General features: G+C 67.0%; 21 protein-coding genes and 1 other RNA gene. 9 read left to right on the forward strand and 13 right to left on the reverse strand.

Annotated features, from left to right (window positions below; all coding sequences use genetic code 11):
* Positions 1–136 precede the first annotated feature (136 nt).
* Positions 137–495: a transfer-messenger RNA gene (gene ssrA / locus Q8S30_RS06495) on the forward strand.
* Between the two features lie 8 nt (positions 496–503).
* Here ssrA and Q8S30_RS06500 read toward each other — a convergent pair.
* The 8 genes from Q8S30_RS06500 to Q8S30_RS06535 form a co-directional block, all read right to left on the reverse strand.
* On the reverse strand, positions 504–734 hold the full coding sequence (locus tag Q8S30_RS06500) for a ribbon-helix-helix domain-containing protein (RefSeq protein ID WP_305665214.1): 231 nt from the start codon (positions 732–734) through the stop codon (positions 504–506).
* Positions 731–937, reverse strand: coding sequence for a DUF4169 family protein (locus tag Q8S30_RS06505; RefSeq protein ID WP_305665215.1), 207 nt, complete (start codon positions 935–937; stop codon positions 731–733). The genes Q8S30_RS06500 and Q8S30_RS06505 overlap by 4 nt, the downstream gene beginning before the upstream one ends.
* Positions 938–1,032: 95 nt before the next feature.
* Positions 1,033–2,427 carry a class II fumarate hydratase gene (gene fumC, locus Q8S30_RS06510; RefSeq protein WP_305665216.1) on the reverse strand — a complete coding sequence of 465 codons (1,395 nt, stop codon included), beginning with the start codon at positions 2,425–2,427 and terminating at the stop codon, positions 1,033–1,035.
* Positions 2,428–2,541: 114 nt separating this feature from the next.
* The gene (locus Q8S30_RS06515) at positions 2,542–3,033 is read right to left on the reverse strand and encodes a DUF2306 domain-containing protein (RefSeq protein ID WP_305665217.1); all 492 of its coding nucleotides are present in this window, start codon (positions 3,031–3,033) and stop codon (positions 2,542–2,544) included.
* An 18-nt stretch (positions 3,034–3,051) separates the two neighbouring features.
* Positions 3,052–3,513, reverse strand: coding sequence for an SspB family protein (locus Q8S30_RS06520; protein WP_305665218.1), 462 nt, complete (start codon positions 3,511–3,513; stop codon positions 3,052–3,054).
* Between the two features lie 93 nt (positions 3,514–3,606).
* Positions 3,607–4,845, reverse strand: coding sequence for a chromate efflux transporter (gene chrA / locus Q8S30_RS06525; protein ID WP_305665219.1), 1,239 nt, complete (start codon positions 4,843–4,845; stop codon positions 3,607–3,609).
* 50 nt (positions 4,846–4,895) lie between these two features.
* Complete coding sequence (locus Q8S30_RS06530) at positions 4,896–6,344, reverse strand: cytochrome P450 (RefSeq protein WP_305665220.1); 1,449 nt, start codon at positions 6,342–6,344, stop codon at positions 4,896–4,898.
* The gene (locus Q8S30_RS06535; RefSeq protein WP_305665221.1) at positions 6,341–7,585 is read right to left on the reverse strand and encodes a hypothetical protein; all 1,245 of its coding nucleotides are present in this window, start codon (positions 7,583–7,585) and stop codon (positions 6,341–6,343) included. Before Q8S30_RS06535 ends, Q8S30_RS06530 begins: the two co-directional genes overlap by 4 nt.
* 451 nt (positions 7,586–8,036) lie before the next feature.
* Here Q8S30_RS06535 and purQ point away from each other — a divergent pair, with 451 nt between their 5' ends.
* From purQ to Q8S30_RS06560, 5 genes are all read left to right on the forward strand, one after another.
* Complete coding sequence (gene purQ / locus Q8S30_RS06540; RefSeq protein ID WP_305665222.1) at positions 8,037–8,705, forward strand: phosphoribosylformylglycinamidine synthase subunit PurQ; 669 nt, start codon at positions 8,037–8,039, stop codon at positions 8,703–8,705.
* 47 nt (positions 8,706–8,752) lie between these two features.
* Positions 8,753–10,525, forward strand: coding sequence for an ATP-binding protein (locus Q8S30_RS06545; RefSeq protein ID WP_305665223.1), 1,773 nt, complete (start codon positions 8,753–8,755; stop codon positions 10,523–10,525).
* A 55-nt stretch (positions 10,526–10,580) separates the two neighbouring features.
* Complete coding sequence (locus Q8S30_RS06550; protein WP_305665224.1) at positions 10,581–11,912, forward strand: sigma-54 dependent transcriptional regulator; 1,332 nt, start codon at positions 10,581–10,583, stop codon at positions 11,910–11,912.
* Between the two features lie 211 nt (positions 11,913–12,123).
* Positions 12,124–12,315, forward strand: a complete 192-nt coding sequence (locus Q8S30_RS06555; RefSeq protein WP_305665225.1) for a hypothetical protein — start codon at positions 12,124–12,126, stop codon at positions 12,313–12,315.
* A gap of 447 nt (positions 12,316–12,762) precedes the next feature.
* Positions 12,763–15,573: a ribonuclease E/G gene (locus Q8S30_RS06560; protein WP_305665226.1), complete on the forward strand. Its 2,811-nt coding sequence runs from the start codon at positions 12,763–12,765 to the stop codon at positions 15,571–15,573.
* A 157-nt stretch (positions 15,574–15,730) separates the two neighbouring features.
* On the opposite strand, the gene Q8S30_RS06565 is transcribed toward Q8S30_RS06560, so the two are convergent.
* Positions 15,731–15,958, reverse strand: a complete 228-nt coding sequence (locus Q8S30_RS06565; RefSeq protein ID WP_305665227.1) for a sulfurtransferase TusA family protein — start codon at positions 15,956–15,958, stop codon at positions 15,731–15,733.
* 93 nt (positions 15,959–16,051) lie between these two features.
* Here Q8S30_RS06565 and Q8S30_RS06570 point away from each other — a divergent pair, with 93 nt between their 5' ends.
* The 3 genes from Q8S30_RS06570 to Q8S30_RS06580 all read left to right on the forward strand — a co-directional run bounded on the left by Q8S30_RS06570 (position 16,052) and on the right by Q8S30_RS06580 (position 20,204).
* Positions 16,052–16,804 (forward strand): cytochrome c biogenesis CcdA family protein, encoded by a 753-nt coding sequence (locus Q8S30_RS06570; protein ID WP_305665228.1) that lies wholly within the window; start codon positions 16,052–16,054, stop codon positions 16,802–16,804.
* A gap of 137 nt (positions 16,805–16,941) precedes the next feature.
* On the forward strand, positions 16,942–17,529 hold the full coding sequence (locus Q8S30_RS06575) for a hypothetical protein (protein WP_305665229.1): 588 nt from the start codon (positions 16,942–16,944) through the stop codon (positions 17,527–17,529).
* 65 nt (positions 17,530–17,594) lie between these two features.
* Positions 17,595–20,204, forward strand: a complete 2,610-nt coding sequence (locus tag Q8S30_RS06580; protein WP_305665230.1) for a methyl-accepting chemotaxis protein — start codon at positions 17,595–17,597, stop codon at positions 20,202–20,204.
* A 107-nt stretch (positions 20,205–20,311) separates the two neighbouring features.
* On the opposite strand, the gene Q8S30_RS06585 is transcribed toward Q8S30_RS06580, so the two are convergent.
* The 4 genes from Q8S30_RS06585 to Q8S30_RS06600 form a co-directional block, all read right to left on the reverse strand.
* Positions 20,312–21,607, reverse strand: a complete 1,296-nt coding sequence (locus tag Q8S30_RS06585) for a CbiX/SirB N-terminal domain-containing protein (RefSeq protein WP_305665231.1) — start codon at positions 21,605–21,607, stop codon at positions 20,312–20,314.
* A gap of 57 nt (positions 21,608–21,664) precedes the next feature.
* Positions 21,665–22,792, reverse strand: a complete 1,128-nt coding sequence (gene prfB / locus Q8S30_RS06590; RefSeq protein ID WP_305665232.1) for a peptide chain release factor 2 — start codon at positions 22,790–22,792, stop codon at positions 21,665–21,667.
* A gap of 111 nt (positions 22,793–22,903) precedes the next feature.
* Positions 22,904–23,758: a class I SAM-dependent methyltransferase gene (locus Q8S30_RS06595; RefSeq protein ID WP_305665233.1), complete on the reverse strand. Its 855-nt coding sequence runs from the start codon at positions 23,756–23,758 to the stop codon at positions 22,904–22,906.
* Positions 23,759–23,812: 54 nt separating this feature from the next.
* On the reverse strand, positions 23,813–26,365 hold the full coding sequence (locus Q8S30_RS06600; RefSeq protein ID WP_305665234.1) for a penicillin-binding protein 1A: 2,553 nt from the start codon (positions 26,363–26,365) through the stop codon (positions 23,813–23,815).
* Between the last annotated feature and the right edge of the window lie 49 nt (positions 26,366–26,414).

Here is a 26,414-nt window from a genome sequence, read left to right on the forward strand (position 1 = left end):
CCGCCTCGCGCATCGCGCCGCCCTTCGGGGCGGCGCTTTTTGTTTTGAGTGCTTCGCGCCAACCCGCGCATTTCCGAACCCCTTCTTGCCCGGAACAAGGCGCCTTGGCGCCGCCAAGCAGCGCCCGTCCGCCAGTCCCCTTGCACCCACCCGGCCCGCGGCCTATATCTGGGGTGTCGGGGGCAACCTCGACTATGGACATAAACGCGCTCGTAATAAGCGGCTCGGACCCGGGGGCGGTACCCGGCGGCTCCACCAAATACTCCCTTGTTGGGGGAGCATGGGGCCGAAACAGGATCGACGAACGTCTAAAGGGGTTATGCTTTGTCCCGGTGAGGTACCACCGTTATCGGTCCGAAATGTACAGTTGCCAACAACAACCGTGCTCCGGCAATGGCTCTGGCTGCGTAAGCAGTTCGAGTCGCCGAAACTAAGTCCTTGCGCTTAGCAGCGTAAGGCGGGGTTCGCAGGTACCTGGCAACAGAAACCTGCACCTAATTCCCCTACCCCCGCTCCGCCAGCCGCGCCTGCAGATCGGCCAGCACGAACAGCCGGATCGCGGTGGCAAGCCCGGTATCCCCGGCCCGTCCGCCGTCGATCTCGACCGCAAGCTGGTTGATACCTTGGCCGCGTTCCCGCGCAATTCCCCGGAAGGCGCGCCAGAACTCCTCCTCCAGCGACACGCTGGTACGGTGGCCTTGCAAGGTCAGTGAGCGTTTGACCGGGCGGCTCATGCCTCGCCGCCTTCCGGCTCCCGCTTGTGCCCATCCAACTTGTGCCCGTCCAGCGCCGCTCGGGCCTTCCCGGCCCGCGCCTCCTCCAGCGCCTTCTCGGCCTTGCTGCGCCCGAACTTGGCCGCCCGCGCCGTCGCCTCGTTACGGTCCTCGGCCCGGGCCCGCTGCTTGCGCGCCTGCCGCAGGTTGATGATCTCACTCATACCGGCCTCCCATGCCCCCGCACTCTAGCACCGACACGGCAAAAACAAACGGCGGCCCCGGGGGACCGCCGATTTTTTCTTGATGTCGCCCGGGTTTAGTCTTCCGGCCCGATCATCAGTTCCGGCCGTACCACCCGGTCAAAGGTCTCGGCATCGACATAGCCAAGCGCGATCGCCTCTTCCTTCAGCGTGGTGCCATTCTTGTGGGCGGTCTTCGCCACCTTGGTCGCGGCATCATAGCCGATGGTCGGGGCCAGCGCCGTCACCAGCATCAGCGATTCCCGCATCAGCTTCTCGATCCGCGGGATGTTCGCCTGCGTGCCCACCACCATGTTGTCGGTGAAACTGCCGGCCGCATCGCCCAGAAGCTGCATGGATTGCAGCACGTTATAGGCCATCATCGGATTGTAGACGTTCAGCTCGAAATGCCCTTGGCTGCCGGCAAAGCCCACCGCCGCGTCATTGCCCATCACATGGGCGCAGACCATCGTCAGCGCCTCGGCCTGCGTCGGGTTCACCTTGCCCGGCATGATCGAGGATCCGGGTTCATTCTCGGGCAGGATCAGCTCGCCCAGGCCGGACCGCGGGCCGGACCCCAACAGCCGCAGGTCATTGGCGATCTTGAACAGGCTCGCCGCCACCGTCTTCAGCGCACCCGAGAACATGACCATCGCATCATGCGCGGCCAGCGCCTCGAACTTGTTGGGCGCGGTCACGAAGGGCAGCCCGGTGATCTCGGCGATCTTCGCCGCAATCGCCGTGTCCCAGCCCTTCTTGGTGTTGAGCCCGGTGCCGACAGCCGTGCCGCCCTGCGCGAGTTCATAGATATCCCCAAGGCAGGCCTTGACCCGTTCGATCCCCTTGGCGACCTGATGCGCATAGCCGCCGAATTCCTGGCCAAGCGTCAGCGGCGTCGCATCCTGGGTATGGGTGCGGCCGATCTTGATGATATCCTTGAACTCCTCGGATTTCGCCGCCAGCGCGCCATGCAGCTTTTCCAGCCCCGGCAGCAGCACGTCGCGCGCCATCATGCCGATGGCGACATGCATCGCGGTCGGGAAGGTGTCGTTCGACGACTGGCCCATGTTGCAATGATCGTTGGGGTGGACGGGCTTCTTGGAACCCATCTCGCCGCCCAGGATCTCGATGGCGCGGTTCGACACCACCTCATTCGCGTTCATGTTCGACTGGGTGCCCGACCCGGTCTGCCACACCACCAGCGGGAAATTGTCGTCGAACCTGCCCGCCACCACTTCCGAGGCCGCCTGCACCATCGCCGTGCCGATGCTGGCATCCAGCGCGCCGGTGGCCATGTTCACCTCGGCCGCCGCCTGCTTGATGACGCCAAGCGCGCGGATGATCGCGACGGGCTGCTTTTCCCAGCCGATGGGGAAGTTGATGATCGACCGCTGGGTCTGCGCGCCCCAATACTTGTCGGCGGGAACCTCGAGCGGGCCAAAGCTGTCGGTCTCGGTGCGGGTGATGGTCATATGCGGCTCCCTCGCGGTTTCGTGCATGTTCTAGCCGCGACCTCCCGGATTCGCAATCGGTATGCGACGGTATGCGGATGGCGCCGGACGACCTGTCGGGAAAGGTCACCGCGCTCAGCGGCGTGCGAAGGGCGTGGTGCCGGGGTGGAGCGCCAGCCCGGCCAGCCCCGCCGCGAGTGCGGCAAGGATCAGCCCGCCCGGCCAGGGAGACGGGGTCAGCATCACCTCATTCATGATCCGCCCCGGCAGCAAGGTGAAGACGCCCGCCCCCACCAACGCCATCCAGAACAGGCCAAGCACCGCGCGGCGATGGTCGCGGGCCCGCCCCGCACGGGCGCTGCGCAGGATTGCGAGGCAGCTTGCCAGCGTCAGGAAAGACAGAAGATGGATCGGCGACCAGATCCCGATCAACCGGATCTCGTGGATGAACAGTGCGCTGATTGCGGTGACAGCCATGGTCACCAGCCAGACCCGGCCCAGCAGACGGTGCAGCGGGGTGCCCTTGCGCATAAGCAGCAGCCAAGGCGCGAGGACCATCGCGGGGATCACTGCCAACACATGCAGCTTCACGGCCAGGGAGGCATCGAGCAGGGGATCAAGCGTCATTGCCGCCCCCTTTTTGCGCTACTTCCGCCAGGTATCCAGCCGCACCACTTCGGCATCCTGCCGGGGGGCGTCATCGTCCTCGGGCTCATCCCCGTCTTCGTCGTCCTCATCCTCGTCGTCGTCGCTCTCCTGCGTCTCGAAGCGCAGGCCGAACTCGACCGAGGGGTCCACGAAGGTGCGCACCGCGTCGAAGGGAATATACAGCGGCTCTGGCATGTCGCCGAAGTTCAGCGTGATCGCAAAACCCTCGTCATCCACCACCAGATTGTCGAACCAGTGCTGCATCACCACCGTCATTTCCTGCGGATAGCGGTCGCGCAGCCAGTCGGCCAGCTTTGCATCCGGGTGCTGGGTGTCGAAGGTGATGAAGAAATGATGCGCTCCCGGCAGGCCATGATCGGCAACGTCCTGAAGTACCTCCTGAATGAGGCTGCGCAGCGCGCGGTGCATCAGGTTTCCATAATCGATCTGGCGGGCCATGTCGGAACCTCGAGGGGCTTGGGGATACCGCGGGAGGGTGGCGGGTCTTGCGGCCAGCATAGGGGATTCGATCCCGAAGGAAAGGGGGCCGTTTCAAACCACCGACAGCCCCAACCCCGCCAGCGCCGAGAGCGCCAGCACCGCCCCCAGCGGCCAGCGCAGACCCAGCAGCAGCACCCCTGCCCCGACCGCGATCAGCGCCGCGCCGGGGTCGAACGCGCCCCACACCGGCGCGGGCAGCGCCAGCGGGCCATCGCCCGGCGGGCCAAAAAGCACATGCAGCGCGAACACCGCCGCCAGATTGCCGATCACGCCGACCACCGCCGCCGTCACGCCTTGCAAAGCTCCTGCCAGCCGCGGTTCCGCCGTCAGCCGGTCCATGAATGGCGCCAGCGCGAAGATGAACAAGAAGGACGGCAGGAAGGTCACCCACAGCACCAGCAGCGCCGCCGCAAGCGCCATCCCCCAGCCGCCTTGCGCATAACCGGCCACGAAGCCCACGAACTCGGTGATCAGGATCAGCGGCCCCGGCGTGGTTTCCGCCAGCCCAAGCGCATCCATCATCTGCGCAGTGCTGACCCAGCCGCGATCCTCCGCCACCGCAGCGACCATCCAGGCCAGCACTGCATAGGCGCCGCCAAAGGTCAGCAGCGCCAGCTTGGAGAAGAAGAGGCCGATGGCCAGCAGGAACTCGGCGCCGATGGTCCACAGAAAGGTCAGAGGCAGGGCCCAAAGCGCAAGGCAGGCGAGCACCGCACTGCCCGTAGGCTTTGGTGGCGCGACTGGGGCGGGTGCAGGGGCCACCGCGACCCGTGCAAACACCGCCCCCCACAAGGCCGCCAGCGCGAGGATCAGCGGAAATGGCAGTCCAAACGCGAAGATTCCCAGAAACGCCGCCAGCGCCACCAACCGCTGCGCGGTGCAGGTCAAAGCCCGCCGCCCGACCCGCAGCAGCGCCTGCAGCACGATGGCCACCACCGCCGCTTTCACCCCCAGGAACAGCGCCGATACCGCTGGCGCCTGCCCGAAGGCGACATAGCCCGCCGCCAGCGCCAGGATAATCGCCGCCCCCGGCAGCACGAACAGCGCCCCGGCGATCACGCCCCCCGCCACCCCGCCGCGCCGCCAGCCGGCCCAGGTGGCCAGCTGCGTCGCCTCGGGGCCCGGCAGCAGCATGCACAGCGACAGGGCGCGCAGGAACTCGGCTTCCGTCAGCCAGCGCCGCTCATCCACCAGCACCCGGTGCATCAGCGCGATATGCGCCGCCGGCCCGCCGAAGGAGACGAGGCCGAGCTTCAGGAAGGTGCGGGCGATTTCGGGTAAAGGGCTCATGGGGCGGAGCTTCCGTCAGGTCGCGAGCGGCGTCTAGGGGTCGCGATCAGTCAGGCGGCGGGGGGCCCGTCTGCCCCGCCGTCCACCGAAGAAGCGGGGGGCCTTCCGCCCCCCGCGGCCCCCCGAGGATATTTGGAAAAGGCAAAGCGGGGAACGGGGCGGAGCCAGATGCCATCCTTGGCGCGGACTGTCAGATGGGCGACGGGGACCGGAACCTTTCCGGCGACGGGCTCGAAGCGGAAGGCCTGCACCAGCACGGCCAGGATCAGCGGCCCCTCGATCATCGCGAACCCCGCGCCAGTGCAGACGCGGGGGCCGGCCGAGAACGGCAACCACGCCTCGCGCGCGGCATGGCGGCAGGCCTCGGTCTGCCAGCGGTCCGGGTCGAAGACGTCGGGGTTGGTCCAGATCCGCTCATGCCGCTGGACATGCCAGGGCGAGATCACGATCTGCGCGCCGGGCGCGACAGAGCGGCCGCGGAAGGTTTCGGGGCAGGTATTCTCGCGCACCATCATCGGCACGGGGGGGTAGAGGCGGAGCGCCTCGCGGAACACATCGCGCGTGAACTTCAGCCGGGAAACCGCTGAAAAGTCTGGAGTTTCACCGAGGGAGGCAACCTCCTCGGCCACCCGCTCCTGCACCTCGGGATGCGTCGCCAGCAGGTAGAGCGCCCAGGCGAGGGCGGAGGCGGAGGTTTCGTGCCCGGCGAGGAAGAAGATCGCCACCTGGTCGACCATCTCCTCGACGTCGAAGCGGTCCCCCGTCACCGGATCGGCGGTGGTCATGATCTTGGTGGCGAGGTCATCGGGCGCGGTGCCCGCTGCGATCTCCTGCATCCGCTGTGCCGTCAGCCCGGTGATCAGCGCGCGGATTGCCTTGGCGGTGGTGCGGGTGGAACGGCGGTGGAAGCGCGGCATCCATTTCGGGATCGGCAGGAAGGCGGCGAGGTTCAGCAGCGGCTGGGTGCGCTGATACTCGCGGAACTGGGTGAAGACCTCGGCGGCGACCTTGTGCTCGATGGGGATCGAGAACAGGGTGCGGAAGATCACGTCGGCGGCGGCGTGGCTGGTTATCTGTTCGATTTCAATCTCTTGCGAGGCGTTCTTCATCAAGCGGTCGCGGGCGGCAAGGCTCGCCTCCCACATCGCCGGAAAGGTGTCGCGCAGGCGGCCGCCCTCGAAGGCCGGGTCGATGATCCGGCGCTGGCGCTTCCAGACCTCGCCATTGGTGACGAAGACGGAGTTGCCGAGGAGCGGGGCGAGCCCCTCGCGGATCCGGTCGGATTTGGGGAAATCGGCGGGGCGTTCTTTCAGAACAAGATCAATGAGTTGCGGATCATTGCAAAGGTAACTTCTGAAGAAGGGCGTGCGGAACTCCGCCATCCACGCCCGGTACAGCCGCGCCGGCTGCGCCGAGAGGATATCGGCGCGGAAGAGCCGCAGGTAGCGCCAGAGCGAGACCTTGTCGGGGCGGGAGGGTGGTTTGGGAGGCAGGGTCATCCGCAATCGGTATAGCGGTTGACGGGAGTTTCAATGCGGCTTTTCGCCGGGGAGCGTCCCCCCAGCCGGGCGGCCAGGCTGCGCGGGCCGGCGGTGATGCGGAAGTAGTCGTAGTCACCCGCCTCGCCCGGCAGCGCGTCGAAGGCGCAGAGATACTGGAAATGCAGCCGGAAGAAGCGCCAGCGCAGCGCCTTCCAACGCGCGGGGCTGAGGGTGCGGGTGAAGGCGGCGGTCAGCACCAGCGGCCAGCGTTTGCCGGGCGGTGCCACGCCGGTCACCGAAACCGGATCGCAGAGCGCGAAGGCGCAGCCATCGCCGGGGGCGGTGACGTCGATCCAGGTGAGTTCGGGGCGTTGCGAGAGGTCACGCAGGTCGCGGCGCAGGCGCTGTGCCTTCGGCAGGAAGGAGACCATCGGCACCACCTGCCCGAGGGTCAGCAGCGAGAGGACCGGGCCGGTGGCGGGCACGCGGCCTTCGCGGATGAGGTCGGCGAGGATCGAGATGGCGAGATGCGCGCCGGAGGAGTGGCCGACGATCAGCACTTCGTCCCAGTCTTGGGTGAGGGCTTCCGCGATGGTGGCGCCAAACTCGGCCATCCGCGCCTCGAGCTCGGGCGGGTTGGCGCCTTGCCAGCGGGCGGAATAGGCGAAGTCATGCATGAGGTAATAGGCGTAGAAGCGCGGGTCGGCGCGGCGGAAACGGAGGAGGACGAAGGCGAAGGTGGCGGCGGCGAGGGTCCAGCCGAGGGCGGTGGCGAGCAGCGCCGGGAGGCCGGCGGCTGCTCCGCCCCATGCCGCCAGCCCGCCTGTCAGCCGCCCCGCCAGCAGCGCCAGCGCCAGCTGCCCCAGCAGCATTCCGACCGGGTAGAGCGCGGCGATCATCGGCCCCTTGCGCAGCCGCATCAGCCGGAAGAGCGCCCCGGAGGCGATGTAGACCCAGGCGGTGCGCACCAGCTGGCCATAGGTGGCAAGGATCGACTGGCCCATCGAGCCGCGGACGATGTCGGACCAGACGAGGACGTCGATATCGGCCTCGGTGCTTGCGCCCTCGATCTGCGCCTCCACATGCCAGCCATAGGCGCCGCCGCCTTGCTTGGGGCGGAGAGCGAGGGTGTAGCCAGCGAGCCGCGCCTGCTCGGCCCCCTCGCGCCGGTAGAGCTCGCGGTAGCGGCGGGGATGGATCGGGTCATAGCCGGGGATGTAGAACACCCGCCGCTCTGCCACCTGAGTGTCGTCGCTCATCCGCCGCCCCTGCCCGTTTGGGCGTAGCCTAGCGGGAAAGTTGGGCCGGAATAAGGGGGTAGTGGGGCGGGGTTGGTTGGGCGCGGCAGAGGGAACGGTGAGGTCGGGCGGGAATAGGCGAGGCACTGCCTCGCCCCCGCCCGTGCGGGACCTGTCGCCCGGAGCCGCTGGCCACACGAAACCGAATGAGGCCAGCGCCCGACCTGGCGGGCGAGAAGCGCCCGCCAGGGGCGGGGCGGGCGCTGGCCGGGCCCTTTGGGGGCCCGTCCGGCGAACTGAGAGGGCGCTGCGTGGCGAAGGCGATGGCCTTCGCCATGGCAATCAGGGCGGCCGACGAAAGACGAAGCCGCGCTTCCGATCCGCCAACGGACCCACCCCCACCATCCCTCTGGCCAAACGCGCGCCTTCGCGCTATGGCAGCGCCATTCCCCAGCCGATGGAGCGCCCGCCGATGAAAGCCGCTGTCCTGACCTTTCCGGGTTCCAATTGCGACCGCGATCTTGCCGTCGCCTTCGAGCGCGCGGGCTTTGAGGTCGCCAAGGTCTGGCACAAGGAACCCGAGCTGCCGGCGGGCACCGATATCGTCGGCGTGCCGGGCGGGTTCTCCTATGGCGACTATCTGCGCTGCGGGGCGATTGCGGCGCAATCGCCCGTGGCCGCAGCAGTGCGAAGCTTCGCCGAAAAGGGCGGGCATGTGCTGGGGATCTGCAACGGCTTTCAGGTGCTGACCGAGATGGGCCTGCTGCCCGGCGCGCTGATGCGCAATGCCAGCCTCAAGTTCGTCTGCAAGCCGGTCGACCTGCGCATCGCCACCGCCGACAGCCCCTATACCAATGCTTGGGCCAAGGGTGATGTGGCGCGGATCCCGGTCGCGCATCACGATGGCAATTACACCATCGATGCCGAAGGGCTGGCGCGGCTGCAGGGCGAGGACCGCATCGCCTTTACCTATCTTGACACGCCCAATGGCGCGATGGCCGATATCGCCGGCATCCTCAGCCCCAATCGCCGGGTGCTGGGGATGATGCCGCATCCCGAGCGTGCGGTGGACCCGGCGCAGGGCGGAACCGATGGATCGGCGCTGTTCCGCTCGATTCTGGGCGCGATGGCCGCAGCCTGAGCGGCGCCGGCTTGAGAGAGGCGCGCGCGCTGAGTAGACTCGCGCGCATGAGCCTGAGCGACATTCCAGCCCCTGCCCCGCCCCCGGCCCGTGCCGGTCGGCGCAGTGCGTGGTGGCTGCGGGGTGTGGTGGCGGGAATTGTGGCGGTGGCTGTCACGGTGATCTGGATCACCAATGCCTGGCTGACCACCCGGTTTTCCGAGACCACGCGCAACCGTGCCGAGGTGCGGGTGGCGCTTTATACCGGGAACATCCTGTCGGAGCTGCAGCGCAATTCGGTCGTGCCCCTGCTGCTGGCGCGCGATCCCGCGCTGATCACGGCACTGGATGTCGGGAATTACGCGCTGACCTCGGCCCGGCTGATCTCGGCGCAAAAAGAGATCGGGGCGGCCTCGATCCTGCTGCTGGACGCTTACGGGCGCGTGGTGGCGGCGACGGACCGCAACCAGCTTGGCACCAACCTGTCGCAGGCGCCGCATTACATTGCCGGACTGCGGTCCAAGGACACGGTCTTCACGGTGACCGAGCGCAGCAGCGGCGGGTTCGAGTTCACCTATTCCCGCTCGGTCCTGCTCGACAATTCCGTGGTCGGGGTGATCCTCGTCGGGGTGGACCTGTCGAAGTTCGAGCGCAGCTGGTCAGTGATTGCAGACGCGATTGCAGTGACCGACAGCGAGGGGCGGATCATCCTGGCAACCGAGCCGCGCTGGCGCGGGTTGACGATGGATCAGGCGCTGGCGGTACGGTCGGCGCCCTCGGCGATCCGGCGGGCGCTGCAGGCGACGGCGGATTGGGCCAACGAGCCACCCGATGCCTATGTGCAGGGCGAGGCGGTGATGCGCATCGACAGCCGGGTGCCTTTCCGGGGCTGGCGGATGACGTCGTTCTCCACCTACGATTCCATTCGCGAGCGGGTGAATGCCGTGCTGGCGCTGGAGATCATGGGGTTCGCGATCCTGATGGCGCTGGCTTTCTACCAGCTGTCGCGCCGGGCGCGGCTGCAGACACGGCTGTTCCAGCGCGAGTCGGCGGAACTGCGGCAGCTGAATGCGCGTTTGCAAAGGGAAATCGCAGAACGCGAGAAGGCGCAGAAGGATCTGGCGGTGGCCGAACAGACGCTGGCGCAATCCTCGAAGCTGGCGGCGCTTGGCGAGATGTCGGCGGCGGTGAGCCATGAGCTGAACCAGCCGCTGGCTGCGATGAAGACCTATCTGGCCGGCGCGCGGCTGCTGCTGCAACGTGACCGGCCGGCCGAGGCGATGTCCTCCTTCCAGCGCATCGACGATCTGATCGAGCGGATGGGGGCGATCACCCGGCAGCTGAAATCCTATGCCCGCAAGGGCGGCGAGGCCTTCGAGCCGGTGGATCTGCGGCTGTGCCTGTCCTCGGCGCTGACGATGATGGAACCGCAGCTGCGCACAAGGGCGGTCAGGATCGTGCGGACGGTGCCGCGCGGCGCGGTGATGGTGATGGCCGACAGGATCCGGCTGGAACAGGTGATCATCAACCTTTTGCGAAACGCGCTGGACGCCACCCGCGAGACCCGCGACCCGCAGATCGAGATCCTGCTGGCCGCGGGCGAGACGGCGCGGCTGAGCGTGCGCGACAACGGGCACGGGATTTCCGAGCTGGACAAGATGTTCGAGCCGTTCTGGACCACCAAGAAGCCCGGCGACGGTGTCGGGCTGGGGCTGGCGATCAGTTCGGGGATCATGAAGGATCTGGGCGGTCGCCTGACCGCCCGCAACGCCCCGGGCGGCGGGGCTGTATTCGAGATGCAGCTGCCCATATTGGGGAATGAGGCGCGCGCGGCGGAATAAGGCCGGGTGCCCGTATAACGACACTACAGAACGACCAAGCGGAGTAAAAACAACAATGGCACGCACAATGAAGGTCGCGATCGTCGATGACGAGCAGGATATGCGGCAGTCGATCAGCCAGTGGCTGGCCCTGTCGGGCTTTGATACCGAGACATTCGCCTGCGCCGAGGATGCGCTGAAGGCCATCGGGTCCGACTGGCCGGGCGTCGTGGTGTCCGACATCAAGATGCCGGGCATGGACGGGATGGTGTTCCTCAAGAAGCTGATGAGCCAGGATTCCGGGCTGCCGGTCATCATGATCACCGGGCATGGCGATGTGCCGATGGCGGTGGAGGCGATGCGGCTGGGGGCCTGGGACTTCCTTGAAAAGCCGTTCAACCCCGACCGGATGACCGAACTGGCCAAGCGCGCCACGCAGGCGCGGCGGATGACGCTGGACGCGCGGGCGCTGCGCAAGGAGCTGTCGGACGGATCGGGCATCATGCAAAAGCTGATCGGCGCCAGCGCGGCGATGGACCGGCTGCGCGAGGATATCCTCGATCTGGGGCAAGCCGACGGCCATGTGCTGATCGACGGCGAGACCGGCACCGGCAAGACGCTGGTCGCCCATGCGCTGCACGCGGTCGGGCCGCGGGCAGGCAAGAAATTCGCCTCGCTGTCCTGCGCAGCCTATTCCGAGGATGTGCTGGCGGCGCGGCTGTTCGGCCCGGTCGAGGAAGGCGGGCCACTGCCGCTGGTCGAGGAGGCGCGCGGCGGCACCGTGCTGCTGGAGGATGTCGAGGCGCTGAGCCAGGGGCTTCAGGCGCGGCTGCTGACCTTCATCAACGATCAGGGCACCCCGGCGGAAACCCGGATCGTGGCGATCTGCAACGATCACCAGCAGGGCCGCACGGTCGAGGATGCGCTGCGCCCCGACCTCTATTACCGGCTCTCGGCGCTGAAGATCACCCTGCCCCCGCTGCGCAGCCGCGGCGAGGATATCCTGACGCTGTTCACCCGCATGACCGAGCAATTCGCCGAGGAATATGGCTGCGAGGCCCCCGCGATCACCGCGCAGGAGGCGGCGCAGCTGCTGCAGGCGCCCTGGCCGGGGAACGTCCGCCAGCTGATCAATGTGGCCGAGCGGGCTGTGCTGCAGAATCGGCGCGGCTCCGGCTCTATCGCGTCACTGCTGATGACCGAGAACGAAGCGGCAGGCCCGACGATGACGACCGAGGGCAAACCGCTCAAGGAATATGTCGAAAGCTTCGAAAAGATGCTGATCGACAACACCATGCGCCGGCACAAGGGATCGATCACCGCGGTGATGGATGAGCTGTGCCTGCCGCGGCGGACTTTGAACGAAAAGATGGCCAAATACGCCCTCAGCCGGTCGGATTACCTCTAAACGGCGGCGCCAGCGACGCCCGGGGCCCGCACAGCGGCCCGGGCGCGTGCCTTCGCATCTGCAGGATCTGCGCAATTTCCGCCCGTAAAAATGCGGCATTGTTGAGGTGGGGTGGATATTTTTCGCGCCGGACGGGGCGTGCCCGTAGCAAAATGCTGCAACGTAGCATAGCCTGCATCATGGGAAGGGCATTTCGGACAGGAGTGCAGCCATGTCATCCTTGATGCAGTTGCGTGTGTTCCAGTGTCATGAGTGCGGCCATAAAATGCGTCTGTCGGGCGATCATTGCGGGCGGTGCCACGCGATCAAGCCAGCCTATCAAGGTCTGATCTATCGTCTTGCGCTTTTGTCGCCGGTCCTTGTGATCGGAGTCGTCGGGATCGTGGTTCTTTCGCTGGTCTAGGCCCTTTTGCGGCCCGACCCCGCGCAAAGGGCTACGGCCTGCCACCGTCAAAAACCGATTGTGTTCCCGCAGTATTCCCCGTTACAATCGACGCTATCGGCCGGACCGCGCCCGTCGCGCCGCCGATCCATCAGTTTCGCTGCCATTCCCGGCGATCGGCCCCTGACAAGGGCCCCGTGCCGCGCGGATGGGTCGATTGGGCCGAAAGGCCACTCATTCGTCCTGACGGCTGTTGCCGGAGGGGCCAATTCAAAGGCATCCCTCGGGGTGCCGGGACAAGAACCGCGATGCAGCGCGTGAAGACGATCAGGCAGGACAGAGGCAGGCCAAGTGCCGCCGCTGCAGCCGCGTCTTCCTCCGTGCGCAGAGCTTCAATGAAAATTTACGGCGATACCCCCGCCCGGCCTCTGGCCGCGCGCGGGCCTTGCCGTGCGGAATACGGATACAATGGCAAAGAAGATGCTCATCGATGCCACACACGCGGAAGAGACCCGCGTTGTCGTGGTGGACGGAAACAAGGTTGAAGAGTTCGACTTTGAAACACTCAACAGGCGCCAGCTGGCGGGGAACATCTACCTCGCAAAGGTAACGCGGGTCGAACCCTCGCTGCAGGCGGCCTTTGTGGACTATGGCGGAAACCGCCATGGCTTCCTCGCCTTCTCGGAAATCCATCCGGATTACTACCAGATCCCGCTGGCCGACCGTCAGGCACTGCTGGCCGAGGAACGCGCCTTTGCCGAAGCGCAGGAGGCCGAAGACGCCGCCCGCGCCCGCAAGCGCCAGACCCGCAGCCAGCCGAAGGCGCAATCCGCGCAATCGGATGACGCGGTGACCAACGGCGACGAGATCGGCAACATGGATATCGTCGATCTGTCGGATGACGATGACGATGCGCTCGAGGATATGGCCCCCGAAAGCATGGGTGGCGATTCCGCGGCCGAGGATGCGGCGAATGCCCGCCCGGCCCCGCAGCGCAGCTCGCGCCGCCGTGGTGGTCGTGGTGGTTCGCAGACGGCCCTCGAAACCGAGGAAGATGCCGAGAACGCCGCGGAATCCGAGCCCGAGGCCGATGAGCCCTACGTGGCCGCCGACCACGCCGCCGAGACCGATGACGAAATCGAGTCCATCGCCGAAGAGGACGTGGCCGAGGAAATCCGCAGCCCGCGGAAACCGCGTCCGCGCCGCTACAAGATCCAGGAAGTGGTCAAGGTCCGGCAGATCCTGCTGGTGCAGGTCGTCAAGGAAGAGCGTGGCAACAAGGGCGCCGCGCTGACCACCTACCTGTCGCTGGCCGGCCGCTATTGCGTGCTGATGCCGAACACCGCGCGCGGCGGTGGCATCTCGCGCAAGATCACCAACGCTGCCGACCGCAAGAAGCTCAAGGAAATTGCCGGCGAGATCGAGGTGCCGGAAGGCGCTGGCCTGATCATCCGTACCGCGGGCAGCCAGCGCACCAAGACCGAGATCCGGCGCGACTATGAATACCTGCTGCGCCTGTGGGAGCAGATCCGCGACCTGACGCTGAAATCCATCGCCCCTGCCCCGATCTACGAGGAAGGCGACCTGATCAAGCGGTCGATCCGCGATCTTTACTCCAAGGATATCGACGAGGTCATCGTCGAGGGCGAGCGCGGCTATCGCACCGCCAAGGACTTCATGAAGATGATCATGCCGACCCATGCCGGGGCGGTGAAGCGCTATGCGGATTCGCAGCCGCTGTTCGCGCGCTTCCAGGTCGAAGGCTACCTGTCGGGGATGTTCAACCCGGTGGTGCAGCTGAAATCCGGCGGCTATATCGTGATCGGCATCACCGAGGCGCTGGTCGCCATCGACGTGAACTCGGGCCGGGCCACCAAGGAAGGCTCGATCGAGGAAACGGCGCTGAAGACCAACAGCGAGGCGGCCGAAGAGATCGCCCGCCAGCTGCGCCTGCGCGACCTTGCCGGGCTGATCGTCATTGACTTCATCGACATGGAAGAGCGGCGCAACAACGCCACTGTCGAGAAGAAGCTGAAGGACAAGCTGAAGACGGACCGCGCCCGCATTCAGGTGGGCCGCATCTCGGGCTTTGGCCTGCTGGAGATGAGCCGCCAGCGCCTGCGCCCGGGGATGCTGGAAAGCACCACCCAGCCTTGCGCGCATTGCCACGGCACCGGGATCATCCGCTCGGATGACAGCCTCGCGCTGTCGATCCTGCGGGCGATCGAGGAAGAGGGCACCCGCAAACGCTCGCGCGAGGTTCTGCTGCGCGCGCCGGTGGCGGTGGTCAACTTCCTGATGAACCAGAAGCGCGAGCATGTGGCGCAGATCGAAGCGCGCTATGGCATGTCGGTACGGGTCGAGGCGGATCCTTCGCTCGTCAGCCCCGATTTCGTGGTCGAGAAGTTCAAGACCGCGGTGCGCAACGTGCCGGAATCGCTGTTGCAGGTGGTGTCGGCGACCGATGCAGCGCTGATGGCGGATCTGGATGAGGAAGAGGTCGCCGTCGAGGCGATGGAAGAGGAAGAGGTCGAGGTTGCCGTGGCAGCCCCGGCGGCCGTTGTCGCGGCGCCCGAGGCTGCGGCCGAGGGGGATGGCGAGCGCGGTCCCAAGAAGAAGCGTCGGCGTCGGCGGAAGAAGAAGAACGGCAATGGCAACGGCGCAGAAGCCGGGACCGAGGCTGGTTCGGATCAGGGCGACGAGGAGGGCGAGGAAGACGGTGACGACGCCGTTGCCGAGGCCGAAACTGCAGCAGTTTCCGCAACCGAAGCGCCGGAAAGCGCAATGGTGACGGAAGCCGCGGCAGAGCCGGAAGCGGCTGCGCCTGAGGCAGAAGCCGAGGCCGAGGCCGAAGCGCCGAAGAAGAAGACCCGCACCCGCAAGCCGCGCGCCAAGGCCGGCGTCGCGCTGGAGGCGGCTGCTGCAGCCGCAGCTGAAGCCGCCGCCGCCCCGGAAGCCGCAGAGCCTGCGCCGAAGCCCAAGCGCACCCGCGCCCCGGCCAAGCCGCGGGCGAAGAAGGCGGTGGAAGCTCCGGTCGCGGAGACCGTGGCGGAAACCCCGGTCGCCGAGGCTGGCGATGCTGCAGGCGAGACCCGCGCCCCGGCCGAACCCGCCGCCGATCTGGCCGCATCCGCGGAACTGGTCGAAGCGATGGCCCCGGTGACGGTGCCCGAGCCGGCCCCGGTCGAGCCCCCGGTCGAGCCCGAGGCTGATGCGGGCCCGGATGCGGACGCCGATGCCGATGGCAAGCCCAAGCGCCGCGGCTGGTGGTCGCGCTAAGCGCGACGCCTCACGTTGAACACGTCACAGCGCCGGACCTTCGGGTCCGGCGCTTATCGTTTGGGGTGTGTGCAGAGAGTTCGCTGAGCAGGTGCGATAGTCGGCGGGCGATACAACCCGCAGGGCCCGAACACCCCGCGCGCGTCAGACCTGCCGGTCACCCCCTGCGGATCGTGAATCCCTGCTCCTCGCCCGCATCCTCGGCCGCCAGCAGCTCATGCCCGGCCTCGGTGCAGAAATGCGGCAGGTCGATCCAGGCGACAGGGTCGGTGGTCCAGATCCGCAGCACGGCGCCCTGCGGCAGGCCGAGCAGCGCCTTGCGGGCCTTCAGCACCGGCAGCGGGCACAGCAGCCCGCGCGCGTCGATTTCGAGGTCGTAGTCCATCCCGGGCGAGGTAGGCGCCGTGGGGCGATTTGTCCACGGCGAAGTGATGGCTTGCCGCGTGACGGGGCGCGGCGGATCGGCTAAGCCCTTGGCATGTTCGGGATAGACCTCATCGACGCCAGCTTCCTGCCGGCCGCCACTGTCGCGCTGGTTGCGGGGCTGCTCTCATTCCTATCGCCCTGCGTGCTGCCCATCGTGCCGCCCTACCTGGCCTATATGGGCGGCATCGGCATGGCGGATCTCGGCCGCGAGGGCCGCGCCAGCCGCAAGGCGCTGCTGGCGGCGGCATTCTTCGTGCTGGGGCTGTCCACCGTCTTCCTGTTCCTCGGCTTCACCGCCTCGATCTTCGGGCGGTTCTTCTTGCAAAACCAGGGTTGGTTCAACACCGCCGCCGGGATCATGGTGATGATCTTCGGCGCGCATTTCCTTGGCGTCATCCGCATCCCGCTGCTGCTGCGCGAGGCGCGGATGGATGCGGGCGACCGCGGCGGCTCGGCGCTTGGCGCCTATGTGCTGGGGCTGGCTTTTGCCTTTGGCTGGACGCCCTGCATCGGCCCGCAGCTTGGCCTGATCCTCAGCCTTGCGGCGCAGGATGCCAGCATCGCCCGCGGCACCGGCCTGCTCGCGATCTACGCCATCGGCCTCGGTATCCCCTTCCTGCTCGTCGCCGCCTTCTTCCCGCGGCTGACCGGCGCCATGGCCTTCTTCAAGCGCAACATGGAACGGATCGAGCGGATCATGGGCCTCTTGCTCTGGACCATTGGCCTGCTGATGCTGACCGGCGGCTTCTCGCAATTCTCCTGGTGGCTGCTGGAGACCTTCCCGGCGCTGGCGACGCTTGGCTGAGCCCTCGGCTCGCCCGTTTGATTAAAACCCGAACCACCCCGCTGCGGTTAAGCATGCGGAAACCTGCGATCCCTAGTTTGCCCTTCATCTGAGGACTCCGGCGCCCGCTTGCGCCGCGCAACTGGGAGAGATCGTTCATGCCCCGCCGCCTTGCCGCTGCCGCAGCCTTCGCGCTTGCCGCTGCCCTGCCCGCCACCACATCGCCCGCCAATGCCGCCGAGCTTGAAGGCCGCCTGAAGGCCTATGCCGAGACCGAGGTTGCCGCCTGGGTGCAGGATCCGGTGCTGATCGGGGCGATCCTGGCGGCCAACACGGCCCACGCCGCGCTGACCCCCGAGGGGATTACGGCGCTGGACCTTGCATGGCGCGCCGAGGTTGGCGCGGGACAGACCCCGACCATAACGCCGGTGGTGGAGAATGCCGCCTCGGACTTCCTGCGCGCGCAGATGCAGGCAGCAGGCGGCGCCATAACCGAAGTGTTCGTGATGGACGCCCAGGGGCTCAACGTCGCGGCCTCGGGCATCACCTCGGATTACTGGCAGGGGGATGAGGAGAAGTTTTCCGAGACCTATCCCGCCGGCCCCGGCGCCCTGCATCTTGGTGCAATCGAGCTGGACGAGTCCACCCAGATCTACCAGGCGCAGGTGTCGATGACGGTCACCGATCCGGCCACCGGGCAAGCCATCGGCGCGATCACCGTCGCGCTGAATGCCGAGATGCTCTGACCCGACCAAGGCGGGGCCACCCCGGCCCAAGCCCCCATCCCCCTTTTCCCTTCAAGGATTTTACGATGGCTCGCTCTCAAGACCCGGCACGCGGCGGCCGTTATCTGCCCCGATCGGTCTTTGCCAAGACCGCGATGCTGTTTGCGATCTGCGTCACGCTGATTATCGTCACCATGGCGGTTCTGGACGCCCGGACAACCGAACGCACCGCCCAGGATGGTGTCGAGAAATATGCGGGCCTGATCGTTGACATGCTCGGACACGAGGCGGGCGCCGGCATCCAGTTCAAGAACACCGAGGCGGTGACAGAGTTGTTTCGTCGCGTGCTGGAGGAGAGCCCCGAAACGGTGCTGTCGCTGGCCGCCTATGACCTGCAGGGTCAGATGTTCACTCAGGTCGGCCAGGAACCGAACGCGGCGATGGCGGCTGCGGCCGTCGAGGCAATGTCCGCTGACCACGTCTACTCAACCGGGGATCACAGGACTTTCGCCCACCCGGCCTTTTTCGGAAAGGACCGGGTGGTGACAGGCGCGGTGGTGATATACGCCGACGACAGCCTGGCCGCCACGCTGGTGCGCGACATCCATATCCGCTCCTATCTGACCGGGGGCGTGCTGCTTCTGGTCTCGCTGCTTGCCATGTCCATGCCGTTCCGCCGCATGGTCTCGCGGCCGCTGGTGGCGGTGAACGGGGCGATGCAGCGGGTCGCGGGCGGAGACTATGCCGTCGAGGTGCCCGCGCTGAACCGGCATGACGAGATCGGTGCAATTGCCCAATCGCTTGAGACCTTCCGCAACTCGCTGCAAAACGCCGCCGAGACAACGCGGATCGGCCTGTTCAAGGGCGCTGCCTATGAGGGCTGTTCGGCGTCACTGATGATCTGCGACACCGACATGAAGATCCTGTTCGTGAACCCGGCGGCACTGACAATGATGGCCGAGCATGAGGGCGCGATCCGTGCGCGCGTGCAGAGCTTCGATCCCAGATCGCTCGTCGGCCGCAACATGGATGAGTTCCACGCCGGCAACCCCACCGCCCGGCGCAGGCTGGCGGATCTGTCGGCATTGCCGTTGCGGGCCGAACTTAACTTCGGCCGGGCAAATCTGGTGATCGAGGTCAACGCCGTGCGCGGCACCGATGGCAGCCATATCGGTTTTGTCGTCGAGTGGAAGGATCTGTCGGTGGAGCTGCGCAATGCCGCCGTGCTCGAGGCGATCGACGCCAGCCAACTGCGCGCAGAGTTCACGCCGATGGGGCAGCTCGAATCCGCAAATGCCACCTTCTATCGGGCGCTTGGCCGCAGTGCCGAGCAGCTGCAAGGGGTCGATCTCCGCAGCAATATCCATGTCGAGGGGTTCGACACCTCCGAGAAGATGTTGCAGGCTTTGAGCCAGGGCCAAAGCGTCACCGGCCAGATCCGGCTGGAGCGTCCCGATGGCGGCGAGGTGATCCTCGATGGCAGCTTCGGCGTGGTGCGGGATCGCAAGAACCAGGTTCGCAGCCTGATCCTGCTGGGCACCGACGTTACCGCCACCGAAACCGCGAAAGCGGCGTCCGAGCTCGCCCGCAGCCAGATGGAAGCGGCACAGCACCGGGTGGTCGAGGCGCTGCGCCTTGGCCTTGAACAGCTGGCGGCGGGCGATCTGACCACCAAGCTCTCGGAACCCTTCACCGAGGAATACGAGCGGCTGCGCGCCTATTTCAACGAGGCGACAGACCAGCTGCGCGCCGCGATGCAGGGCGTTGTCGAAAATGCCGAGGCGATCCGCGGCGAGGCCGGCGAGATTTCCTCTGCCGCCGACGACCTCAGCCGGCGCACCGAACAGCAGGCGGCGACGCTGGAACAGACCGCCGCAGCGCTGGACCAGCTGACCTCCTCGGTCAAGTCGGCCGCCGAGGTCGCGGGCCAGGCGAACCGCATGGTCTCGGAAGCCAAGGCCAATGCCGAGATGTCGGGCAATGTGGTCCGCGAGGCGGTGGTGGCGATGGGCGAGATCGAGGAAAGCTCTGGCAAGATTTCCCGCATCACCAGCGTGATCGACGAGATCGCTTTCCAGACCAACCTTCTGGCGCTGAACGCCGGGGTCGAAGCGGCGCGGGCCGGCGAGGCGGGGCGCGGCTTTGCCGTCGTCGCTTCCGAGGTGCGGGCCCTTGCGCAGCGATCGTCGGAGGCCGCGCGCGAGATTGCAGGGCTGATCTCTGCCTCCTCGCATCAGGTCAAGCGCGGCGTCGATCTGGTCGGTCAGGCGGGCCAGGCGCTTGGCGGCATCGAAACCTCGGTCGCGGATATCTATTCCTGCGTCTCGGATATCGCGGTGTCGTCGCGCGAACAGTCCTCGGGCCTTGCCGAGATCAATATCGCGGTGAACCAGCTCGACCAGGTGACCCAGCAAAACGCCGCTATGTTCGAGCAGACCACCGCCGCCAGCCATTCGCTGAACCGTGAGGCCGAGGCGCTGACCGCGACGATGGGCCGGTTCCGCACCGGCGCCGCCGGCAGCGGTGCCCCGGCCCGCCCGGCAGCGCGCCCGCAAGCCGCCCCGGCCCGCACCGCCAGCAAACCGGCGCCGCGCCCCGCCCCGCCCAAGGTGGCCATCGCCTCGGGCGGCGGCCGCCGCCTGACCGCGCTGGCCGTGAAGCCTGCGCCGAGCAATGACGACTGGGAGGATTTCTAAGCCGCGCCACACGTGCCGCTGTCCCGCCCAAGGCGCGACACCAGCATTGCCGGGGCAAGGACGCGTCTTTCAAGCAGCACTGGATGTCAGATGGTCAACGCGTTCGTCTATTCGCGCCCGGACGCCGCCAAGAGTGCCGCCGCAACAAGGCCGGGCGCCCCTGCGGCCAGCCCCAGCGGCGCAAGGATGTGGCCCGCGAACTCTGCCTCGGCAAGGGCGGCAGGCAGATCGTCCTCGACATGCCCCCCCGCCGCGGCAAAGAGCGGCAGGCACAGGGCAGGCGCGGGCAGGCCGCGGGCGAAGTCGGCAATCCGCGGCGCCTGGTCGATGAAGGCCGTGCGCATCTCGGCAAAGGGCATCTCGGCGATGATCGCCCGCGCGAGGCGGCGCGCCACCGCAGCGGGCGCCGGGCTCTTGAACGAGCCATGCGCAGCGATGATCAGGTTGGTCTCGGCCGCGCGCAGCCCGTGTTCGGCCAGTGCCGCGCGAAGGGCCAGCAGGGCCAGCGTCAGGATGCCGGGATCGAGCCCGAAGGGCGGCAGGATCTGCGCGCCTCGCCTGCTGTCGTTCGCGGGTGACGCAGCATTGCCGGGCAGCGCTGCGGCTGCTGGCCGCAAAGGATCGGGCGCGCCCGACGCGACTGTTGGCAGCATGCCGGCATCGAGGCCGAAGCGCGGCGGGGTCTGCCCGCCCTGCGTGCCGTCGCTCGCAGCAGGCGCCGCATCAGCGGGCAGTGGCGCAGCTTCGCGAAGTGCCGGATCGCGCGCGCCCATCGCAGCGATCTTTTTCGCGCCATCTGCAGCGGGTCGCTTTGGTCCTGCCTCCTCCGCACCGCCACCCCCGTCCCGTCCGGGTCCTGACTGGCTCTCCGGGTTTGCAACCTCGGTGCCATGTGCAGATCCGCCGCCCGTCTCCAAGCAACCGGTGTCGACGCCCTGGTCCCGGAGCCCTTTCGAGGGCGAGGCTGCACAGGCCTCACCATGCGCGCTTGCGTCGCCGGGCATCCCTGCACGCTCGGGGTTGCCGCCGCCTGCTGCCTCCTCCCCGCTGCCCATGCCTGAACCGCGCTGCACGACCTCCACCCCCGCCGCCCGCAATCGGGCCGGCAGGTTCACCTGCGTGAACCAGCCATCGGCGATGAACATCGGGTAGATCAGCAGCGGGGCAGAATTCGCCCCAGCCTTGGCCAGCGCCGCCTCCAGCGCGCCGGATGCGGCTAGGGTTGCCGCCTCCACGTGCCAATCCGCCGGCAACTCCACGGCCACCCGCTCGGCGAAGCGCGCCAGCGCCGCCTCGGCCGGGCCGGGATCGGAGGGCTGACCATGCGCCACGATCAGGGCGCGGTGCAATGCGGTCGAGCTCTCCGGTTCAGGACCGCCCGCATTCGACAAGGGACGCTTCATGCAGCGTTCCAAGGCAATGGCACCGGAGAGTGGCGCGACACGCCCGAAAGTGCCACCTCACACCTCGGCATTGGCCTCGGCGCGGCTCTTGCCGGCCACGTCCAGCGCCAGCGTTGCCGCCATGAACGCATCGAGATCACCGTCCAGCACCCCCGACGTATCCGATGTCTCATGCCCGGTGCGCAGGTCCTTCACCATCTGGTAAGGCTGCAGCACGTAGGATCGGATCTGGTTGCCCCAGCCAGCATCGCCTTTGGCGGCGTGCTGCGCATTGACCTCGGCGTTGCGGCGGTCCAGCTCCATCTGATAGAGCCGCGATTTCAGCGCCGCCATGGCATTGGCCCGGTTCTGGTGCTGCGACTTCTCCGAACTGGTCACCACGATATTGGTCGGCAAGTGGGTAATGCGCACGGCGGAGTCGGTGGTGTTGACATGCTGCCCGCCCGCGCCCGAGGAGCGGTAGGTATCGATGCGGATCTCGTTGTCGGGGATGACGATCTCGATATTGTCATCGACCACCGGATAGACCCAGACCGAGGAGAACGAGGTGTGCCGCCGCGCCGCTGAATCGTAGGGCGAGATGCGCACCAGCCGGTGCACCCCCGATTCCGACTTCAGCCAGCCATAGGCATTCTGCCCCGCGATCTTGTACGAGACGGAGCGGATGCCCGCCTCCTCGCCCGCAGTCTCGGCCATCAGCTCGACCTTGTAGCCCTTCTTCTCGGCCCATCGCACATACATCCGCGCCAGGATCGAGGCCCAGTCACAGGACTCGGTCCCGCCCGCGCCGGCGTTGATCTCGAGGAAGGTGTCATTGCCATCGGCCTCGCCATCCAACAGCGCCTCCAGCTCCTTGGCGGCGGCCTCGGCGGCGAGTACCTTCAGGCTGGCCTCGGCCTCGGCGATGATCTCGTCATCGCCCTCGGCCTCGCCCATGCCGATCAGCTCGATATTGTCGTTCAGCCCGGCCTCGATGCGGCGATAGGCCTGCACCTTGTCCATCAGCACCTGACGCTCGCGCATCAACTTCTGCGCGCGCTCGGGATCGGCCCACAGATCGCCATCCTCGATCATGGCGTTCATCTCTTCCAACCGATGCGGCGCCGTCTCCCAATCCATCCGCTGGCCGAGCAGTTTCAGCGATTTACGGATGGTCTCGCAGGTGTTCTGGGTATCGGCGCGCATGGGTCACTTCCGGCTGGTTCAGTCGCTTGACATAGCGTCTTGCATCGTCAGGGGCAACAGGGGCGGGCTATAGGCGTGTGGCAAGCGCAGCCAGGGTCAGAGTCTTGCGGTTCAAGGTGAAACCCACTCCGGCATACCTCCCAAGTGCTCCGTAGCGGAACGGGCCGCCGCGAAGGGCGACGGATCGCGCCCCGTGAAGGACGCGGGGGCCACCAGTGGGAAGTCATCGCGAAAGCGAGCGATGCTGTACTCCTCGATTGTCACGTCGTGCCAGCGGGCGAGGATCGCGTCATAGGCGTCCGACAGCACCCGGTTCGCAGGATCGCCGCCTTCGATCATGACGAGCCCCGTCGGCGCGCAATCAAGCACCGTCACCCGCAGATCGGGACGGTGTTCAGTCAGGATCGGCAACAGCTTCCACACATCGCCTGTCCAAGCACCTGCGGGCGCGGCACTGACCTCGCGCGTCGTCATGGCCCGGCCAAAGGGATAGCAGTCGTGCAGCGCAATCACCCCGCCGGGGGCCAAGCAGCGCTCGGTCCCGATCAGGTCGCGCAGCAGGTATTCGAACAGGTGCATCCCGTCGAGAAAGGCGAAGCCGAACCGCGCCCCCAGCCTAGCCGGCGCCGCCGACGCGAAGAATTCGTCCGACGTTTGCTGGAACAGGTGTAACTCCCGCTTTGGGCCCATTACGCCCTCCGCCAAGCGAAAGAACGGGTCCACCGCGACCGTGGGGCTGCAGATCGGGGCAAAGCTGCGCCCGGTGCGGCAGCCCACCTCCAAATACCAGTCAAAAACATGGGTCGCATGGATCTCGTGCAACACGCCCACGTAATGCGGACCCGTGGCGCGGCCGAATTCCACCCTGTCCCGGTCGGTGACGCCCGCTCGCAAGTCGCGCCGCGCCTCGTTGCGCTTTCGCCTGGCTTCGCCCCCGCCGAACATTCGACCGATGGAACCGATCATCCCGTATTTCCCCTGGTGTCGTTGTGATGACGTAGCTGAGGTGTCGGGGCGGCGTCAGTACAGCCCGCCGGAACTCAGCGTGCCGAAATCCGCCTTCTTCGGGATCACCCGGCTCTGCCCGGTCGAGGTGGTGATCGCGGTGCCCTCATCGCCGCCCTGCTCGCCATAGGCGAACAGCGGCAGGTTCTGCCCCATCGCGAAGCCGCCATCGACATAGGCGCCAAAGCCGATGAAGCTGTCCTCGCCGTCGCGGAAGTATTCCGACACGACATGGTCGCCCACGGCATCGTCGGGCAGGCGCGCGCCGGTGAAGCGGTCGATCTTGATGAAGTGCCCGCCGGGCGGCACCTTGAACTTGCCCCCCCCGTACTCCTTGATCGCCTCTTGCATGAAGCTCTGGAACACCGGGCCGCACATGCCGCCGCCCGAGGCGCTGCCAAGGCTGCGCGGCTGGTCATAGCCGATGTAGCAGCCAGCGACGAGGTTCGAGGAGAAGCCGATGAACCACACGTCCTTGGCATCATTGGTGGTGCCGGTCTTGCCGGCGATCGGCACCGGCAGGTTGATGCCGCGCGCGGTGCCGCGCTGCACGACGCCTTCGAGCATCGAGGTCAGCTGATAGGCGGTGATGGCGTTCATCACCCGCTCACGGTTCGACGCGATCTGCGGGGCCTTGCCGGCGGGCAGGCTGTCTGCGGCGCAATCGTTGCAGATGCGCTGATCGTGGCGATAGACGGTGCGGCCCCAGCGGTCCTGCACCCGGTCCACCAGCGTCGGCTCCACCCGCTCGCCGCCATTGGCGAACATGGCGTAGGCGGCCACCATCTGGAACAGCGTGGTTTCCTGCGCGCCAAGCGCGTTGGCCAGGAAGGGCGACATCGGATTGTAGACGCCGAAGCGTTCGGCATAGCCCGCCACCACATCCATGCCGATTTCCTGCGCGACCCGCACGGTCATCAGGTTCCGCGACTGCTCGACCCCGGTGCGCAGCGGCGTCGGGCCATAGAAGCGGTTGGAGGCGTTCTTGGGCCGCCACATGCCTTGCGGGGTATCCACCTCGATGGGCGCGTCGACGACGATGGTCGCAGGGGTGAAGCCGCTGTCCAGTGCGGCGGCATAGACGAAGGGCTTGAAGGAGGAGCCCGGCTGGCGCTGCGCCTGCGTCGCGCGGTTGAAGACCGAGGACTGGTAGGAGAAGCCACCCTGCATGGCGATCACCCGGCCGGTGTTCACGTCCATCGCCATGAAGGCACCCTGGATGTCAGGCACCTGGCGCAGGGTCCAGCGGATGAAGCTGCCATCGTCATCGCTGGTCATCTGCCGCACCAGCACCACGTCGCCCACCGTCAGCAGGTCGCCCGCGACACGGGCTTGCGGCGCACGCTCGCGCCCCGGCATCAGCTTGCGCGCCCAGGTCACATCCTCGGCCGGGATCCAGTGGCCATCCTCGTCATCCGGGGTGCCCTCGATGCCGATGCGGGCGTCGCGCTCACCGATCTCCAGCACCACGGCCGGGGACCAGCCTTCGATGTCGCGTGGCACTTCGGCGGCACCAAGCGCGGCGCGCCAGGTATCTTCGCTGCCAAGGGTGGCGGGCTCCAGCGTCACGCCGGTGCCGCGCCAGACGCCGATGGAGCGGTCGTATTTCTCCAGCGCCCGGCGCAGGGCGAGGGCGGCGACCGACTGCATGTCGGGATCGACGGTGGCGCGGATCGACAGGCCGCCGCCGAAGAACTCTTCCTGCCCGAAGCTGCGCGACAGCTGGCGGCGGATCTCGTCGGTGAAGTAATCGCGCGGCGGCAGCGCCTCGCGGAAGGCCGGGAAGTCGCCGTTCTGGACCGAGCGGAGCGGTTTAGCCGCCTCGGAGACCGCGGTCGCCTCGTCGATATAGCCGTTCTGCCACATCTCGCGCAGCACATAGTCGCGCCGCTCGCGCACCCGCTCTTTCGCGGTTACGGGATGGTAGCGGCCCGGGGCCTGCGGCATCGAGGCAAGGGTCGCCGCCTCATGCGGTTCCAGCTCTGCCATGGTCTTGTTGAAATAGGTCTGCGCCGCCGCCGCCACGCCGAAGGAGTTCTGCCCGAGGAAGATCTCGTTGAGGTACAGCTCCAGGATCTTGTCCTTGCTCAGAGTCTCCTCCAGCCGGGTCGCCAGGATCAGCTCCTTGACCTTGCGTTCGGCAGACCGGTCGGACGACAGCAGGAAGTTCTTCATCACCTGCTGGGTGATGGTCGAGGCGCCGCGGACGTTTTCGCCGCGCGAGCGGATCGCCTCCACCCCCGCCGCGACGATGCCGCGGGCGTCAAAGCCACCGTGGTGGTAGAAATTCTTGTCCTCGGCCGAGATGAAGGCGCCCTTCACCAGATCGGGCACATCCTCGATCGGCACGAACAGGCGCCGCTCCTCGGCGAATTCGTCGATGATGCGGCCTTCGCCGGAATAGATGCGGCTGATGGTTTTCGGGGTGTATTGCGCCAGCTGCTCATGGTTGGGCAGGTCGCGGCCATACATCCAGAAGATGGCGCCCACCGACAGCGCGACAAAGGCCGCACCGATGGTGATCGCGGAAAAGATCGCGCCGACGAAGTTCAGGAGGAAACGGATCAAGGGGCAGCTCCGGGAGGTTCCGCGCCTCTATAGCCGGGGTGGCGGCGAG

This window comes from Frigidibacter sp., assembly GCF_030695035.1.
Lineage (GTDB): Bacteria > Pseudomonadota > Alphaproteobacteria > Rhodobacterales > Rhodobacteraceae > Frigidibacter.

Excerpts from the sequence above, each read along its gene's own strand:
- Q8S30_RS06500 (WP_305665214.1), bottom strand. The coding sequence starts at position 734 with ATGAGCCGCCCGGTCAAACGCTCACTGACCTTGCAAGGCCACCGTACC.
- Q8S30_RS06505 (WP_305665215.1), bottom strand. The coding sequence starts at position 937 with ATGAGTGAGATCATCAACCTGCGGCAGGCGCGCAAGCAGCGGGCCCGG.
- fumC (WP_305665216.1), bottom strand. The coding sequence starts at position 2,427 with ATGACCATCACCCGCACCGAGACCGACAGCTTTGGCCCGCTCGAGGTT.
- Q8S30_RS06515 (WP_305665217.1), bottom strand. The coding sequence starts at position 3,033 with ATGACGCTTGATCCCCTGCTCGATGCCTCCCTGGCCGTGAAGCTGCAT.
- Q8S30_RS06520 (WP_305665218.1), bottom strand. The coding sequence starts at position 3,513 with ATGGCCCGCCAGATCGATTATGGAAACCTGATGCACCGCGCGCTGCGC.
- chrA (WP_305665219.1), bottom strand. The coding sequence starts at position 4,845 with ATGAGCCCTTTACCCGAAATCGCCCGCACCTTCCTGAAGCTCGGCCTC.
- Q8S30_RS06530 (WP_305665220.1), bottom strand. The coding sequence starts at position 6,344 with ATGACCCTGCCTCCCAAACCACCCTCCCGCCCCGACAAGGTCTCGCTC.
- Q8S30_RS06535 (WP_305665221.1), bottom strand. The coding sequence starts at position 7,585 with ATGAGCGACGACACTCAGGTGGCAGAGCGGCGGGTGTTCTACATCCCC.
- purQ (WP_305665222.1), top strand. The coding sequence starts at position 8,037 with ATGAAAGCCGCTGTCCTGACCTTTCCGGGTTCCAATTGCGACCGCGAT.
- Q8S30_RS06545 (WP_305665223.1), top strand. The coding sequence starts at position 8,753 with ATGAGCCTGAGCGACATTCCAGCCCCTGCCCCGCCCCCGGCCCGTGCC.
- Q8S30_RS06550 (WP_305665224.1), top strand. The coding sequence starts at position 10,581 with ATGGCACGCACAATGAAGGTCGCGATCGTCGATGACGAGCAGGATATG.
- Q8S30_RS06555 (WP_305665225.1), top strand. The coding sequence starts at position 12,124 with ATGTCATCCTTGATGCAGTTGCGTGTGTTCCAGTGTCATGAGTGCGGC.
- Q8S30_RS06560 (WP_305665226.1), top strand. The coding sequence starts at position 12,763 with ATGGCAAAGAAGATGCTCATCGATGCCACACACGCGGAAGAGACCCGC.
- Q8S30_RS06565 (WP_305665227.1), bottom strand. The coding sequence starts at position 15,958 with ATGGACTACGACCTCGAAATCGACGCGCGCGGGCTGCTGTGCCCGCTG.
- Q8S30_RS06570 (WP_305665228.1), top strand. The coding sequence starts at position 16,052 with ATGTTCGGGATAGACCTCATCGACGCCAGCTTCCTGCCGGCCGCCACT.
- Q8S30_RS06575 (WP_305665229.1), top strand. The coding sequence starts at position 16,942 with ATGCCCCGCCGCCTTGCCGCTGCCGCAGCCTTCGCGCTTGCCGCTGCC.
- Q8S30_RS06580 (WP_305665230.1), top strand. The coding sequence starts at position 17,595 with ATGGCTCGCTCTCAAGACCCGGCACGCGGCGGCCGTTATCTGCCCCGA.
- Q8S30_RS06585 (WP_305665231.1), bottom strand. The coding sequence starts at position 21,607 with ATGAAGCGTCCCTTGTCGAATGCGGGCGGTCCTGAACCGGAGAGCTCG.
- prfB (WP_305665232.1), bottom strand. The coding sequence starts at position 22,792 with ATGCGCGCCGATACCCAGAACACCTGCGAGACCATCCGTAAATCGCTG.
- Q8S30_RS06595 (WP_305665233.1), bottom strand. The coding sequence starts at position 23,758 with ATGATCGGTTCCATCGGTCGAATGTTCGGCGGGGGCGAAGCCAGGCGA.